We start from the raw sequence: 14,924 nt of genomic DNA on the forward strand, positions 1-14,924 counted from the left end.
CGAAACCGCCGCCTCGGGGCGGCGGTAATGGAGAGTGACCACTGTGGCACCGAGAGCCATTCGATCAGCACTTCTGTCGACTCAGAGAATCTCGACGTCAACAAACCATTGAAGTTCCGCGATAAGGAAACTAGTCTCCACTGGTCAGAAGCGCCCTGCTACCCGTACGGCGCCCGCGACCGTATCTCGGAACCGCGGCACCCCGTGCCGCACAGGTGCCCCGGCGGCCGCCAGGCACCGCCGCTGAATGGAGTGACAGCTCATGTCCGCACCAGCGCCGTCCCCGCTGGCCATCGTCGAAGTCGACCCCGCACACACCCCGGAACGGCAGGGCGAGGTCCTCACCGACGCCGCGCTCGCCTTCGTTGCCGAGCTGCACCGGCGGTTCACCCCCCGCCGCGATGAGCTGCTCGCCCGCCGCGCCGAGCGTCGCGCCGAGATCGCCCGGACCAGCACGCTGGACTTCCTCCCCGAAACCGCGCAGATCCGCGCGGACGACAGCTGGAAGGTGGCCGAGGCGCCCGCCGCGCTCAACGACCGCCGGGTGGAGATCACCGGTCCCACCGACCGCAAGATGACGATCAACGCGCTCAACTCGGGCGCCAAGGTGTGGCTCGCAGACTTCGAGGACGCCTCGGCTCCCACCTGGGAGAACGTCGTCAACGGCCAGCTCAACCTGATCGACGCCTACGAGCGCCGGATCGACTTCACCGATGCCCGCACCGGGAAGTCCTACGCCCTCAAGCCGGCCGAGGAGCTCGCCACGGTCGTGATGCGACCGCGCGGCTGGCACCTGGAGGAGCGCCACCTGCAGTTCGAGGGCCGCCCGGTCCCCGGCGCCCTGGTCGACTTCGGCCTCTACTTCTTCCACAACGCCCAGCGTCTGCTGGACCTCGGCAAGGGCCCGTACTTCTACCTGCCCAAGACCGAGTCCCACCTGGAAGCCCGCCTCTGGAACGAGATCTTCGTCTTCGCCCAGGACTACGTCGGCATCCCGCAGGGCACCGTCCGCGCCACGGTCCTCATCGAGACCATCACCGCCGCGTACGAGATGGAGGAGATCCTCTACGAGCTGCGCGACCACGCCTCGGGCCTGAACGCCGGCCGCTGGGACTACCTCTTCTCCATCGTCAAGAACTTCCGTGACGGCGGCGCCAAGTTCGTCCTCCCGGACCGCAACGCGGTCACCATGACCGCCCCGTTCATGCGCGCCTACACCGAACTCCTGGTCCGCACCTGCCACAAGCGCGGGGCGCACGCGATCGGCGGCATGGCGGCCTTCATCCCCAACCGCCGGGACCCCGAGGCCAACGAGAAGGCCCTGGCCAAGGTCAAGAACGACAAGGACCGGGAGGCCGGCGACGGCTTCGACGGCTCCTGGGTCGCCCACCCCGACCTGGTGCCGATCGCCCGCGCCTCCTTCGACGCGGTCCTCGGCGAGGCGCCCAACCAGAAGCACCGCCTGCGCGAGGACGTCTCGGTCGCCGCCGCGGACCTCATCGCCATCGACTCGCTGGACGCCAGGCCCACCTACCAGGGCCTGGTCGACGCGGTCCAGGTCGGCACCCGCTACATCGAGGCCTGGCTGCGCGGCCTCGGCGCGGTCGCCATCTTCGGCCTGATGGAGGACGCCGCCACCGCCGAGATCTCCCGCTCCCAGATCTGGCAGTGGGTCGACGCGGGTGTCGTCTTCGCGGAGGAGGGCCACGCCGGCACCAAGGTCACCGCCGACCTGGTCCGCCGGATCGCCTCCGAGGAACTGGCCGCCATCCGCGCCGAGGTGGGCGAGGAAGCCTTCACCGGCGGCAGGTGGCAGCAGGCCCACGACCTCCTCCTGAAGGTCTCCCTGGACGCCGACTACGCCGACTTCCTCACCCTGCCGGCGTACGAACTCCTGGGCTGAGCCGGCCTGATCCGGGCTGAGCCGGCCTGATCCGGGCTGAGCCGGCCTGATCCGGGCTGAGCCGGCCTGATCCGGGCTGAGCCGGGCTGACCCAGGCCGATCCGCCACGGCTCCGAAGGGCCCGCGCACACCACCGTTCCGGGGTGTGCGCGGGCCCTTCGCGCGAGGTGCCGGCCGGCCGTCGGACCCGCGCTAGGCGACCACCGCCCCCAGCGCCACGAACGCGCAGATCAGGACGAACAGCAGGACGAGCAGCGGCGCGACGAAGCGGAGGTAGGTGTCGTAGCCGACCTTGGCGAGCGCGACGCCGCCCATGATGACGGCGGTGGTGGGCACCCAGAGGTTCATCCAGCCGCTGGCGGCCTGCCAGGCGGTGACGACGACCGGGCGGGTGACGCCGGCGAAGTCGGCGAGCGGGGCCAGGATCGGCATGGCGAGCGTGGCGTGCCCCGAGGTGGAGGGGATCAGGAAGGCCAGCGGGAGGTTGACGACGAAGACGATGACACCGAAGAGCGCCGCGGGGGTGCCCGAGACCACGCCCTCGATGGAGTGCAGCACGGTGTCGGTGACCTTGGCGTTGTTCATGATGACGGTGACGCCGCGGGCGAGGACGATGACCAGCGCGGGCGCGATGAAGTCGGCGGCGCCCTGCACGAAGGTCGCGCTGAGCCGCTGCTCGCCCATCCGCGCCACCACCCCGACCAGCACCGCCCCGACCAGGAACATCGCCGCCAACTGCGGGAAGGACCAGCCGAGTTCCCAGGTGTAGGGCGGCGCGTCGGCGCGTCCGGTGAGGGCGCCGGACCACGGGATCACCGAGAAGATCATGAAGGCGAAGAGCAGGGTGACGGTGAGCAGGACCGTCTTGTGGAGCGGGGTCAGCGGCGGCGGCTCGGCGGCGTCCGGGGCGGTCTGGGCGTGCTCGCGGTCGCCGGCCAGGAAGCCGCAGAGCGAACGGTCGGGGTCGGCGCGCACCCGGCGCGCGTAGCGGATCACGTAGGCGGTGGTGACGGCGGTCAGCACCAGCCACATCGCGACCCGCAGCGCGATGCCGTCGCCCAGGGAGATCTCGGCGGCGGAGGAGGCGACGCCGGTGGCGAACGGGTTGACGGTCGAGCAGAGGACGCCGATCCCCGCACCGAGGATGATCGCGCCGGTGGCCACCAGGCGGTCGAAGCCGAGCGCCAGCATCAGCGGGACGATCAGCCCGTAGAACCCCAGGGTCTCCTCGGCGAACCCCTCGACGGTGCCGAGCAGCGAGAAGACCGCCATCACCCCGGCGATGAGGAGGGCGCCGCGGTCGCGCAGGCGGTGGGCGAGGCGGCCGATGCCGCGGTCCAGGGCGCCGGTGGCGAAGACCACGGTGATGAACGCGCCGATGGCGAGGACGAAGAGGAAGACCCCGGCGCTCCCGTACAGCTCCCCGCTGAGGTCCGGTCCCACCAGGCCGGTCCTGGCGTCCTTGACCCCGTAGAGGCCGTTGACCGGGGACAGGAAGAGGTCGCCGAGGCGTTCGGGGAAGGTCCGGCCGGACGGTGTGCGGTGGTAGGAGCCCTGGACGGGGCGGCCGGCGGCGTTGCGGGCGTAGGTGCCGGCGGGCAGCACGAAGGCCAGCGCCCAGACGGCGACCGTGACGAGCACGAGGACGGTGAGGGCGCTGGGGAAGGCGAACCGGCGCCGCTCCGCGGCCTTTGGCGTCATACCGCGTCCCCGGAGCGGCGGTGCGCGGCGGCGTACTCCGTGAAGAACACGGCCTCGGCGAGCAGCGCCCCGCGGAGTTCGGAGAGCAGCACGCGCTCATTGGGGCCGTGCAGGTTGCACAGGTTGTCCTCGGCGCCGAAGAGCAGGATCTCGGCCTGCGGCACCGCCGCGGCCAGCCCGTTGACCAGCGGGATGGAGCCGCCGGACGCCACGTGGACGGGATCGGCGCCCCAGGCCCGGCGCAGCGCGGTGCGGGCCGCGCGGTAGGCGGGGCCGTCGGTGGCGGCCTCGTAGCCGGGGCCGGTGTCGCCGGGAGTGACGGTGAGCGGGATGCCGAAGGGCCGCAGGCTCCGCAGGTGGCGGACGAGGGCGTCCTGGGCCTCCCGGGGGTCCTGCCGGGGGTGGACGCGGAGGTTGAGCTTGGCGCGGGCGTGCGGGACGACGGCGGCGGCGCCGTGGTCGACGGAGGGCGCGTCGAGCCCGACGACGGTGAGCGCCGGGCCGCTCCACAGGCGTTCGCCGAGTTCTCCGGATCCCAGGAGCGGCAGTTCCGCGGGCACGCCGGCCAGTTCCCGGAACTCGCCCTCGGTGAACGCCGGGCCGTCCCACGGTTCGCGCCGCAGCCCCTCCACCGCGACGTCCCCGTGGACGTCGTGCAGGGTGGCCAGCGCCTTGACGAGGGCGAGCAGGGCGTCCGGGGCGGCGCCGCCGTACTCGCCGCTGTGGACGGCGGCGCCGAGCGTGCGGACCTCGACGAGGACGTCGACGCTGCCGCGGAGCGCGGTGGTGAGGGTGGGGGTGCCGGGGCGGATGTTGCCGGTGTCCGCGATGATCATCGCGTCGCAGGCGAACATGGCCGGATCGGTGGGCGGATAGCGGTCGAAGGCGCTGCCGTACTCCTCCTGCCCCTCGAAGACGATCTTGACGCCGACCGGCGGCCGCCCGCCGAACGCCCGGAGCGCACCGATGTGCACCATCAGGTTGGCCTTGTCGTCGGCGATCCCGCGGGCGCGGATACCGCCCTCGATGTCCGTGGGCTCGAACGGCGGCGAGTCCCAGAGGTGTTCGGCGCCCGGCGGCTGGACGTCGTAGTGCCCGTAGAGGAGGACGGTCGGGGCGTCCGGGGTGGGCGGGGGGACGGTGGCGGTGACGACCGGGGCGGTGCCGGGCAGGTTCAGTTCGCCGATGTCGGTCGCGCCCGCCGCCCGCAGCAGCCGGACGACGAGGTCGCGGGCCTGGAGGACGGGTTCGGGCGAGAACCCGGGAAAGGCGATGGAGGGGATGGCGGCGAGCCGCTTGAGATCGGCGCAGAGGTCGTCCATCAGTCCGTCGACGGTGGCTTCCAGCCCTGACGCGTGGAATCTGTGGGGCACCGCGGGCCCCCTCTCTGTGGCACCCGGCTGCACGGGCACCCACGTTGAAGAAGTGTCAGTTTCCGTATCGAAATGCAGCATATCGGGCAGTGCGTCGGCATTCACGCCATCGACTTCGGCGGCAGCCGCCCGCCCCGACCCCCGGCGGAATCGCACTACTATGGGCGTAGTAACGGAGTTGTAAGGGCAGGTGGGTGGCGCGGCGGCGGGAGCAAGTGCTGGACGCGGCGGTCGAGGTCCTGGGTGCCGAGGGGGCGCGGCGCCTGACGTACCAGGCAGTGGACCGGGCCGCCGGCGTACCGCCGGGCACCACGTCCAACTACTTCCGCACCCGGGCCGCGCTCATCGACGGCATCGCCGAGCACCTCCTCGCCCTGGAGCACAGCGACCGGGCGGCAACCACGGAACCGGCTCCGGGCGGCCCCGGCGAACTGGCCGCGGCGCTGGCCGCGTTCGCCCGGCACGCCGCCGGACCGGGCCGCGCCCGTACGGCCGCGCGGTTCGCGCTGGTCCTGGAGTCCTCGTCCCGCCCGGAGCTCCGGGCGCCGCTCGGGCGGGGCCGGCAGGCGCTGCTGGAGCGGAGCACGGAGTGGGTGCGCCGACTGGGTTCCGGGGCGCCGGAACGGCACGGGCGGATCCTGGTCGACCACCTGGAAGGCGTGGTGATGCGCCAACTGACCTTCCCGGAGGGGACGTTCGACCCGCTGGAGGAAATGTGCGCGCTGGTGGGCGGACTACTGGGCGGCGTCCCGGCGGGCACCCGCACCGACTGACCGGCGGCGGACTCCGGCAGCGAACCCCGGGAGCGGCCCCCGGCGCGAACCGGCCCCACCCCGGATCGCTCCGACCAACTCCTCCTTCGCCGCACCATGTTGGGCCGCGGAACGGCTGTACGGCGCCTCCAGAGTCTGATAGGAAAGCTTCCTAACGATTGGGGACCCCCCCCACGGCCCACTCCGGACAGGAGACTCCATGCGCTCCCGATCGATAGCCAGGACCGCCACCCGTGTCACGCTCGGCCTGGCACTGCTCGCCGTCCCGGCGACCGCGGTCGCCGCCACCGCCTCGCCGGCCGACCGCACGGCCCCCCCGGCCCACACTGCCCAGCCCGCCCCGAACGCCACCATCCCGTACACCGCGCGGGCCGCCGTCGGACTGGACGACCCGGCGAAGAAGGAACTCGCCATGCAGCTGGTGTCCAGCGCGGAGAACTCCTCGCTGGACTGGAAGGCCCAGTACCAGTACATCGAGGACATCGGTGACCGCCGCGGCTACACCGGCGGCATCATCGGCTTCACCTCCGGTACGCACGACATGCTGGAGCTCGTCGAGCTGTACACGAAGCGGAAGCCGGACAACGTCCTGGCGCCGTACCTGCCGGCGCTGCGCAAGGTCGACGGCAGCGACTCGCACGCGGGCCTGGACCCGAACTACCCCAAGGACTGGCGCAAGGCCGCACAGGACCCGGCCTTCCGGAAGGCCCAGGACGACGAGCGGGACCGGGTGTACTTCAACCCGGCGGTCAAGCAGGGCAAGGCCGACGGGATCGGCGTCCTGGGGCAGTTCGCGTACTACGACGCGATCGTGATGCACGGCGACAGCGACGACAAGACCAGCTTCTCCAACATCCGCAAGCGGGCGCTGGCCAAGGCGAAGCCGCCGGCCCAGGGCGGCGACGAGAAGACCTACCTCAACGCCTTCCTCGACGCCCGGGTCTGGGCGATGAAGCAGGAGGAGGCGCACAGCGACACCAGCCGGGTCGACACCGAGCAGCGGGTGTTCCTCAAGAACGGGAACCTGGACCTGCACACCCCGCTCGCCTGGAAGGTCTACGGGGACGACTACCACATCGGCTGAGCGCCCAGAAACGCCCAACGGCCCGTAAGGAGGCGGCGGTTGCCGTTTCCGTACGGGCCGTTGTCGGTGGCGCGGGGCTCAGTGGGCCGGACTCGGTGGACCGGACCCGGTGAGCCCGACTCGGTGGGCGGGACTCAGTGGGCGGGACTCAGTGGGCGGGTGAGGCGGCGGTCTCGCCGTCGTCCATCCGTCCGCGGTCGGGCTGCTTGGGAACCTCCGCGAGGTCGGCCAGGGCGTGCGGGTCGGGGGCCGGGTCGGCCGCGGCGTCGGGGTCGGAATCCCCCCTCTTGCCGAAGTGGTTGAAGGCGAGGTTGAGGACGATGGCGACCAGGCAGCCGGTGCTGATGCCGGAGTCCAGGACGACCAGCAGGTCCTTGGGGAAGCTGTGGTAGAACTCCGGCGCCGCGATCGGGATCAGCCCGATGCCGAGGGCGGCGGCGACGATCAGCGAGTTCTCCCCCTTCTCCATGGCGGCGGAGGCCAGCGTCTGGACACCGCTGGCGGCGACCGAGCCGAAGAGGACGATGCCGGCGCCGCCGAGGACGGGCAGCGGGACCAGGGAGATGATCGAGGCGGCGACGGGGCACAGGCCGAGCACGATCAGGATCGCCCCGCTGGTGGCCACCACGAAGCGGCTGCGCACCTTGGTCATCGCGACCAGGCCGATGTTCTGGGCGAAGGCGCTGTTGGCGAAGCCGTTGAACAGCGGGCTGAGGGCGGTGCCCAGGGTGTCGGCGCGCAGGCCGCCCTCGATGGTGCGCTCGTCCGCCGGACGGTTCACGATCTTGCCGAGGGCGAGCATGTCGGCGGTGGACTCCGTCATGCAGACCAGCATCACGATGCACATCGAGATGATCGCGGCGACGTCGAACTGCGGGGCACCGAAGTGGAACGGCGTCGGGAAGCCGACCAGACTCGCCTTGGTGAGCGCGGAGAAGTCGGTGATCCCGACCGGTATCGCGATCAGCGTGCCGGCGACCAGGCCCAGCAGGATGGCGATCTGCTGGAGGAAGCCGCGCAGCACCCGGCGCAGCACCAGCACGATCAGGAAGGTGGCCGCGGCCATCCCGATGTTCGTCAGCGAACCGTAGTCCGCGGCCTTGTCGTTGCCGCCCTGGGACCAGCGGAAGGCGACCGGGAGCAGCGAGACACCGATCAGGGTGATGACGGTGCCGGTGACCACCGGTGGGAAGAAGCGGACGAGTCTGGAGAAGTAGGGGGCGAGCACGAAGCCCAACACGCCGGCGACGATGACCGCGCCGAAGATGATCGGCAGCGCGTCGTGCGGACTGTGCTCCTTGGCGATGGCGACCATGGGCGTGACACCGGCGAAGGAGACGCCGTTGACGAAGGGGAGCTTGGCTCCGACCTTCCAGAAGCCCAGGGTCTGGAGCAGGGTGGCGATGCCCGCCGTGAAGAGGCTCGCCCCCATCAGGAAAGCGGTCTCGGTGGGACTGAGCCCGCAGGCGGGTCCCACGATCATCGGCGGGGCCACCACACCCGCGTACATGGCGGCCACGTGCTGCAGGCCGCTGGTGAACATTTTGAAGGGCGGGAGGGTTTCGTCGACCGGATGCTTCCGGTCCTCCTCCGACTTCTGCCCGGTAGGTGCGGCCACTGCGGGCCTCCTGTCGATTTCTGCCCCGCCTGAAGCGGCGGAGCGAGCCTGTCACGGAGGGCGTGCCATGTGGTGCGATGTGCCGGAAGTCGCGCTGGTGAGCGTGCAGATGGCCGCGCTTGTGGCGCGTGGGCGGTGTGTGGGGGCGACCGGCCCGGGGGTGCGGGGGAACCCGCACCCCCGGGTGACGGCGCTTGCGGACCCCGCTCGGGTCCACAAGCTCAGCCGGGAGCCGTCCCTCCCGGCCGAGTCTCGGGGTGTACCGCGTCCGGGGGGATCAGCCCTCGGCCGCGATACGGGCCAGACGCTGGGCCTCGGCCCGCGTGGAGCGGGCGATGGCGTCCTCATCGACGTTGGTGAGGTGGTTGTCCTCGACCACCGGCTTGCCGTCGACCAGCGACAGCGTGACCGGGGCGGCCGGCCCGAAGACCAGGGCGGTGACCGGGTCGGCGATCGAGGAGTGGCCCAGTCCGTCCAGCTTCCACAGGACCAGGTCGGCGAGCTTGCCCGGCTCCAGGGAGCCGATCTCGCTGGTCCGACCGAGGACCTGGGCGCCACCGTAGGTGCCGAGCCGCAGCGCCTTGCGGGCGTTGAGGGCGGCCTCGCGGTGGGCGCCGAGTCGGTTGATGAGCAGCGCGTTGCGCAGCTCGGTGTGGAGTTCGCCGGACTCGTTGGAGGCGGTGCCGTCCACGCCGAGGCCGACCGGGACGCCGGCCGCGAGCATGTCCGGGACGCGGGCGATACCGGCGGCCAGGCGGGCGTTGGAGGACGGGCAGTGCGCCACGCCGGTCTTCGTACGGGCGAAGGCGGCGATGTCGGAGTCGTTCATGTGGACGCAGTGCGCCATCCACACGTCCTCGCCGAGCCAGCCGGTGGACTCGAAGTAGTCGGTCGGGCCCATGCCGAACAGCTCGTGGCAGAACTTCTCCTCCTCCACCGTCTCCGAGCCGTGGGTGTGCATGCGCACGCCCTTGCGGCGGGCGAGCGCGGCACCCTCCCGGAGGAGTTCGGTGGAGATGGAGAACGGCGAGCAGGGCGCCGCGGCGATGTGCACCATCGAGCCGAAGGAGGCGTCGTGGTGCTTGTCGATGGCCTCCTCGGTGCCGATCAGGGCGCCCTCGGTGGTCTCGACGGCGAAGTCCGGGGGCAGGCCGCCGTCCTTCACGCTGCGGTCCATCGAACCGCGGGCCAGGGTGATCCGGGCACCGATGTCGGCGACCGCGGCCAGCTCGGCGCCGACCAGGTCCCCGGAGCCCTTGGGGAAGACGTAGTGGTGGTCGGAGGCGGTGGTGACACCGCCCTTGACCATCATGCCGAGCGAGCCGTGGGTGGCCGCCGTGAGCATCTGGGCGTCGATCCGGGCCCAGGTCGGGTACAGCGCCACCAGCCAGTTGAAGAGGTTGTGGTCGGTGGCCAGACCGCGGGTGATCCACTGGTAGAAGTGGTGATGGGTGTTGATCAGACCCGGAGTGACCAGATGGCCGGTGCCGTCGACGCGACGGACGACGTTCTCCAGGCCCTTGGGTGCCGCGCCCGCGCCCAGTGCCTCGATGACGTTGTCGGCGATCACGACGTAACCGCTGGCGTACTCGGTGTCCTGCGCGTCAACGGTCGCGATGGCGCAGTTCTCGATGACGATGCGCTGCTTCACCGCGCTGTCAGGGGCTGCCGATGCTGCCATGGTGCTTTCCTCGTGCTTTCGTGGCGGTTTGGGCACGGCATGGCCCTACGGGATTTGAGTGCCGGAGCCGGGCGAGACGGCTGACAGTACCGCCGCCCGTGAGGTGCTCCGGGTGCCGAGATGGTGGAAGAACAGGTTGAGCGTGACCGCGACCAGGGCTCCGGCGCTGATCCCGGAGCCGAGCACGGTCTGCGCCCAGGCGGGGAATCCCGAGTAGAAGGTCGGCGCGGCAAGCGGGATGATTCCCGCGCCGAGCGACACGGCCACCAGGATGATGTTGGAGCTGTCGTCGAGTCCGGCTTCGGAGAGCGTGCGGATGCCACTGACCGCGATCGATCCGAAGAGGACGATACCCGCGCCACCGAGGACCGGCATCGGTACCAGCGAGACCACGGCGCCCAGGACGGGGAAGGCACCGAGGACCAGCAGCACCGCGCCGGCCAGCGCGACGACGTAGCGGCTGCGGACCCGGGTCAGCGAGACGACACCGACGTTCTGCGCGAAGGCGCTGGTCGGGAAGCCGCCGAAGACGGGGCCGAGCAGGGTGGCGATGCCATCGGTGCGCAGACCGCGGGTGATGGTGGCGCCGGTGGTCTTCCGGTCGCAGATCTCGCCGAGGGCCAGCATCCCGGCCGACGACTCCGTCATCAGCACCAGCATCACGATGCACAGCGAGAGGATCGCGGCGGGCTGGAACTCCGGCGGACCGAAGGAGAACGGCGTGGGCAGTGCGGCGATCGGGGCCGAACTCAGCCCGTCGAAGCTCGCCATCCCGAACGGGATCGCGGCGACGGTACCGACGACCAGGCCGATCAGCAGCGCGATCTGCTTGACGAAGCCCTTGGTGAACCGCTGGATGAGCAGCACCACCAGGAGGGTGAAGCCGGCCAGCGCGAGGTTCTTCATGGAGCCGAAGTCGGCGGCCTGTTTGTCGCCGCCCTGTGCCCACCCGACCGGTACGGGCATCAGCGTGACCCCGATGAGGGTGATCACGACGCCGGTGACCAACGGCGGGAAGAACCTGAGGAGTTTCCCGAAGAACGGTCCGATCGCCAGACAGAAGACGCCGGCACACATAACTGCCCCGTAGATCGCGGGGAGTTGATGGCCCTTGGCGGTGGTCTCGGCGATGGCGAGCATCGGGGTGATGCCGGCGGAGCTCGCCGCGTTGACGAACGGGAGGCGGTTGCCGACGAAGGTGCGGATGCCGAGCGTCTGCAGCAGCGTGGCGAGGCCGGCGATGAGCAGGCTGGCGGCGATCAGCCGGGTCCGGCCCGCGGTGTCCAGGCCGACGGCCTGGCCGATGATGAGCGGAGGGGTGACGACGCCGGCGTACATCGCTGCGATGTGCTGGAGCGCGGCGGGAACGAGCCGCCTGACGGCCGGCTTCTCGTCCACCGGGTGAACCGGTGGGGCAGGGTGGTGCGGGGCTTGCTCTTGCTGTGCCATGGGTCGATCCCCTCGGAAATCGCGTCCCCTCCCCGCTGCGGGGTGAGGAGGGGACGCGAGGCACGGCGTTGCGTCGAGCCGCTAGAGGTTCGTCAGATCCATCGGGATCCGGGCTTCGACGCCGTCGCGCAGAACAGTGGCTTCGATCAGGCCGTACGGGCGGTCCGCCGCGTAGTAGACCTCGTTGTCGTTCTTGAGCCCGAAGGGCTCCAGGTCCACGAGGAAGTGGTGCTTGTTCGGGAGCGAGAAGCGGATCTCGTCCACCTCGGACCTGTTGTTGATGATGCGCGACCCCATCTGGTACAGGGTCTGCTGGAGCGACAGGCTGTAGGTCTCGGCGAAGGCCTGCAGCATGTGCTTCTTGACCTGCTCGTACGAACGCTCCCAGTTGGGCATCCGCTGCTCGTCGGAGGTCCAGTTGAAGCGCCACCGGCTGGCTACCTGGGTGGCCAGGATCCGGTCGTACGCCTCCTTCAGCGTCGTGTACTGGTCCTTGATGTACCCCCAGAACTCCGAGTTGGTGGAGTTCATCACGATCAGATCCTTCAGGCCGGAGATGACCTGCCAGTTCTCACCGTCGTAGGTGATCTCGGTCAGGCGGGTCTCCTGGCCCTTCCGGACGAAGGAGTGCTTGACCTCCTCGGCCCCGATGAAGCGGGAGTTGCCGTCCGCGGTCTCGATACGCTCCCAGGCGTACTCCTCGATCCGGATGCGGGCCCGCTTGATCGGCTCCTGGCTGTTCACGAAGTGCCGGGCCAGGTGGATGCCGAACTGCTCGGCCGACTCGATCCCGTACTCCTTGGCGAAGGCGTACACGGTGTTCTTGGTCGTGTCGGTGGGCAGGCAGTTGGCGTTGGAGCCGGAGAGGTGGACCTCTTCCAGGTCGCCGGAGAGCGCGACCGAGACGTTCAGGTCCTTGATGTGGTGGGTGGCGCCGTCACGGGTGATCTTGACGACGCGGTTTTCCGCCTTGCCGTACTGGTTCTGGCCGAGAATCGTGGGCATGTCGGTGCTAGCTCCCTCGGTATACGGAGTAGCCGAACGGGTTGAGCAGCAGCGGTACGTGGTAGTGCTCGCCCGGCTTGACGGCAAAGGTGATTGCCACCTCCGGGAAGAATGCTCCGCTGTCCCGTAGCGCGGGGGCGTCCTGCTGTTCCTCGGCTTGCTGGTTGACGCTGTGCTGATGTGAAGAGAAGTACGCCTCGGTCTCGAAGTCGATGCGTACGTGGGTGGTGCCCTCCGGCAGTGCCGGCAGGTTCTTGCAGCGCCCGTCGACGTCGGTCTTCCCGGCACCGTGGACGGTCCACGCACCCCCGCTGCCGGAGCGCACCGAGAGCGTGAGGGCGACGCCCTCCGCGGGGCGGCCCACGCTGGTGTCCAGGATGTGCGTGGACACCGACGTCGGTGCAGCCGTCTCGCTGCTCATGCTGGGTCTCCTTCTGCGATGCGGTTCAGGCGGATGCGGTTGATCTTGCCGAGCTCCACACGGACGATCTCGCGTTCCTGCTCCGGCGTGTTGTCGATCCGGTTACGGACCGCATCGCGCATCTGCTCCCCGGTGCGGCCGGAGGCACAGATCAGGAAAACGTGCCCGAACTTCTCCTGGTAGGCCAGGTTGAGTTCGAGCATCTCCGCCTTGAGATCGTCGGAGGCGCCGGCCATCCCGCTCTGCTCGCGGTTCGAGGTGGGGTCGCCCGCCTTGGGTCGGCCGATGGGCGGGTGCCCGGCCATCGCCTCCGCCAGGTCCTCCGCGGACAGCTCCGCCGTGGCGGCGTCACTGGCGGTGAACAGGGCGTCGGTGGTGGCGTAGGGGCGCTGGGCGAGAAGCTTGCTCCCCCAAGCCCGGCTGGCGCACACCTCATGCAGGGCGGCCTGAGCCTCGCTGGCATCGACGGTGTTGAACCGGGTAAGCCCTTGGGGCGTGGTCGAAGACACGGGAAGCCTCCGTGGCCTGGTGCTGGACAGCTCTGGTTGGCTGGAAACAGCTAAGACCCCCGGCAACATCACGTCAACACTTTGTTGAAAACTCGGCAACACAAAAGCCGCCGCCCGGGGTTTCCGGACGGCGGCTCGGGCCGTTGATCGGGGAGTTGCACCCCATTCGCCTCAGTCGGCGTCCTTCGCGGCGCTTTCCCTGTTCAGGTAGTTGTAAACGGTGAAGCGGCTGACGCCGAGGGCGCCCGCGACGGTCTCCACCCCGTGCCGGACGGAGAACGCGCCCCGGCTCTCCAATATCCGCACCACCGACTGCTTGGTCTTGCGGTCCAGCTCCGAAAGCGGCATGCCGTGCCGGCGCTGCAACTCGGCCAGGATGTGATCGAGCGATTCCGAGAGGTGAGGGAGCCGGACGGCCACCCGGTCCTGCCCCTCCCAGGCCAGCACGACGTCGTCGCCGCTGGCCTGGTCCGGCGGGACCATCTGGCCGCCCATCGCGTCCACCAGCGGCTTGACCGCCCGGACGAAGGGGTGGTCGGCGGGCTCCGTCACGTCGCGTCCCCCTCGTCCTCCGCGGCGCCGCCCTGCCGGTCGTCCGCGATCACATTGACCTGGAGGGAGACCCGGGTGGCGCCCGCCTCCAGGGACTGCCGCAGCAGGGCGCCGACCGCGCCCAGCACCCGGTCGGCATCCCCCTCCGCGGTGTTGCCGAAGGGACCCACGTCGACGGCGTCCAGCTCGGCGCCGGTGACGATCTCCCGTGCCACCACGGCATGGGCCGGCGCCTCGTCCAGGTCGAATGGCTCCGTCGTGAACTCAACTCTCAATCGCACGCCGTTCAACCTACGCGGGCATCGCGCCGCCGACCAGAAATTGCCCACGACCCCCCTTGACAGTTCCCCCGCCCGCCCGGCAGTGTTCCGTTACGCAGAAAGTAAGTTCCGCTATCCGGAAGGAGCGCCGGGCCCTATGGGTTTCACGGACACGCGCTTCAACGTCAATCTGTCGATCCTGTTCACCGAGCTTCCGTTGTTGGAGCGGCCGGCTGCCGCGCGGGCGGCGGGCTTCACGGCGGTGGAGCTGTGGTGGCCGTGGGTGGACGCCCCGACCCCGGAGCGGTCCGAGCTGGACGCGCTGCGCGATGCCCTGCGGGATGCGGGCACGCAGCTGACGGGGCTGAACTTCTATGCCGGGCAGTTGCCGGGTCCGGACCGCGGTGCGCTGTCGGTTCCGGGGGCGGAGTCGGAGAAGTTCAGGGCGAATGTGCCGGTGGCGATCGAGTTCGCGACGTCGCTGGGGTGCACCACCTTCAACGCCCTGTACGGCAACCGCGTCGAGGGTGTCGGTGCGGCGGAGCAGGACGCGTTGGCGTTGGAGAACCTGGTGTTCGCGGCGCGGGCGGTCGGT

At 70.2% G+C, this 14,924-nt stretch carries 14 protein-coding genes; 4 read left to right on the plus strand and 10 right to left on the minus strand.

Annotated elements, in window-relative coordinates; translation table 11 throughout:
- Window positions 1-262 precede the first annotated feature (262 nt).
- Window positions 263-1,903, plus strand: coding sequence for a malate synthase A (aceB, locus tag CG747_RS44935; RefSeq protein WP_100607662.1), 1,641 nt, complete (start codon window positions 263-265; stop codon window positions 1,901-1,903).
- A 192-nt stretch (window positions 1,904-2,095) separates the two neighbouring features.
- On the opposite strand, the gene CG747_RS44940 is transcribed toward aceB, so the two are convergent.
- Window positions 2,096-3,604 carry a YfcC family protein gene (locus CG747_RS44940; RefSeq protein WP_100607663.1) on the minus strand — a complete coding sequence of 503 codons (1,509 nt, stop codon included), beginning with the start codon at window positions 3,602-3,604 and terminating at the stop codon, window positions 2,096-2,098.
- The gene (locus tag CG747_RS44945; protein WP_308303859.1) at window positions 3,601-4,977 is read right to left on the minus strand and encodes a M20/M25/M40 family metallo-hydrolase; all 1,377 of its coding nucleotides are present in this window, start codon (window positions 4,975-4,977) and stop codon (window positions 3,601-3,603) included. Before CG747_RS44945 ends, CG747_RS44940 begins: the two co-directional genes overlap by 4 nt.
- Before the next feature lie 194 nt (window positions 4,978-5,171).
- Here CG747_RS44945 and CG747_RS44950 point away from each other — a divergent pair, with 194 nt between their 5' ends.
- Together CG747_RS44950 and CG747_RS44955 are read left to right on the plus strand one after the other, a co-directional pair.
- Window positions 5,172-5,750 (plus strand): TetR/AcrR family transcriptional regulator, encoded by a 579-nt coding sequence (locus CG747_RS44950; protein ID WP_100607665.1) that lies wholly within the window; start codon window positions 5,172-5,174, stop codon window positions 5,748-5,750.
- Window positions 5,751-5,949: 199 nt separating this feature from the next.
- Window positions 5,950-6,834 carry a chitosanase gene (locus CG747_RS44955; protein ID WP_100607666.1) on the plus strand — a complete coding sequence of 295 codons (885 nt, stop codon included), beginning with the start codon at window positions 5,950-5,952 and terminating at the stop codon, window positions 6,832-6,834.
- 148 nt (window positions 6,835-6,982) lie between these two features.
- On the opposite strand, the gene CG747_RS44960 is transcribed toward CG747_RS44955, so the two are convergent.
- The 8 genes from CG747_RS44960 to CG747_RS44995 form a co-directional block, all read right to left on the minus strand.
- Entirely contained in the window at window positions 6,983-8,452 is a 1,470-nt protein-coding gene (locus CG747_RS44960) for a nucleobase:cation symporter-2 family protein (RefSeq protein ID WP_100607667.1), read from the minus strand.
- Window positions 8,453-8,729: 277 nt separating this feature from the next.
- Entirely contained in the window at window positions 8,730-10,133 is a 1,404-nt protein-coding gene (locus CG747_RS44965; RefSeq protein ID WP_100607668.1) for an 8-oxoguanine deaminase, read from the minus strand.
- A 45-nt stretch (window positions 10,134-10,178) separates the two neighbouring features.
- Window positions 10,179-11,582 carry a nucleobase:cation symporter-2 family protein gene (locus CG747_RS44970; protein WP_180986014.1) on the minus strand — a complete coding sequence of 468 codons (1,404 nt, stop codon included), beginning with the start codon at window positions 11,580-11,582 and terminating at the stop codon, window positions 10,179-10,181.
- Between the two features lie 81 nt (window positions 11,583-11,663).
- The gene (gene pucL, locus CG747_RS44975; RefSeq protein ID WP_100607670.1) at window positions 11,664-12,587 is read right to left on the minus strand and encodes a factor-independent urate hydroxylase; all 924 of its coding nucleotides are present in this window, start codon (window positions 12,585-12,587) and stop codon (window positions 11,664-11,666) included.
- Between the two features lie 7 nt (window positions 12,588-12,594).
- Window positions 12,595-13,008 carry a hydroxyisourate hydrolase gene (gene uraH / locus CG747_RS44980; RefSeq protein ID WP_100607671.1) on the minus strand — a complete coding sequence of 138 codons (414 nt, stop codon included), beginning with the start codon at window positions 13,006-13,008 and terminating at the stop codon, window positions 12,595-12,597.
- Window positions 13,005-13,517 (minus strand): 2-oxo-4-hydroxy-4-carboxy-5-ureidoimidazoline decarboxylase, encoded by a 513-nt coding sequence (gene uraD, locus CG747_RS44985; RefSeq protein WP_100607672.1) that lies wholly within the window; start codon window positions 13,515-13,517, stop codon window positions 13,005-13,007. Before uraD ends, uraH begins: the two co-directional genes overlap by 4 nt.
- 171 nt (window positions 13,518-13,688) lie before the next feature.
- On the minus strand, window positions 13,689-14,069 hold the full coding sequence (locus CG747_RS44990; RefSeq protein ID WP_100607673.1) for a helix-turn-helix domain-containing protein: 381 nt from the start codon (window positions 14,067-14,069) through the stop codon (window positions 13,689-13,691).
- The gene (locus CG747_RS44995) at window positions 14,066-14,350 is read right to left on the minus strand and encodes a thiamine-binding protein (protein WP_100607674.1); all 285 of its coding nucleotides are present in this window, start codon (window positions 14,348-14,350) and stop codon (window positions 14,066-14,068) included. Before CG747_RS44995 ends, CG747_RS44990 begins: the two co-directional genes overlap by 4 nt.
- 136 nt (window positions 14,351-14,486) lie before the next feature.
- On the opposite strand from CG747_RS44995, the gene CG747_RS45000 reads away from it, so the two are divergent.
- The coding region (locus CG747_RS45000) for a TIM barrel protein (protein WP_146022288.1) at window positions 14,487-14,924 on the plus strand (438 nt) is incomplete at its 3' end.

Source organism: Streptomyces sp. CB02959 (assembly GCF_002803155.1).
Taxonomy (GTDB): Bacteria; Actinomycetota; Actinomycetes; order Streptomycetales; family Streptomycetaceae; genus Streptomyces.

Bases quoted from the DNA above. Each gene is read 5' to 3' on its own strand.
- aceB (WP_100607662.1), top strand. From the start codon at position 263: ATGTCCGCACCAGCGCCGTCCCCGCTGGCCATCGTCGAAGTCGACCCC.
- CG747_RS44940 (WP_100607663.1), bottom strand. From the start codon at position 3,604: ATGACGCCAAAGGCCGCGGAGCGGCGCCGGTTCGCCTTCCCCAGCGCC.
- CG747_RS44955 (WP_100607666.1), top strand. From the start codon at position 5,950: ATGCGCTCCCGATCGATAGCCAGGACCGCCACCCGTGTCACGCTCGGC.
- CG747_RS44965 (WP_100607668.1), bottom strand. From the start codon at position 10,133: ATGGCAGCATCGGCAGCCCCTGACAGCGCGGTGAAGCAGCGCATCGTC.
- CG747_RS44970 (WP_180986014.1), bottom strand. From the start codon at position 11,582: ATGGCACAGCAAGAGCAAGCCCCGCACCACCCTGCCCCACCGGTTCAC.
- pucL (WP_100607670.1), bottom strand. From the start codon at position 12,587: ATGCCCACGATTCTCGGCCAGAACCAGTACGGCAAGGCGGAAAACCGC.
- uraH (WP_100607671.1), bottom strand. From the start codon at position 13,008: ATGAGCAGCGAGACGGCTGCACCGACGTCGGTGTCCACGCACATCCTG.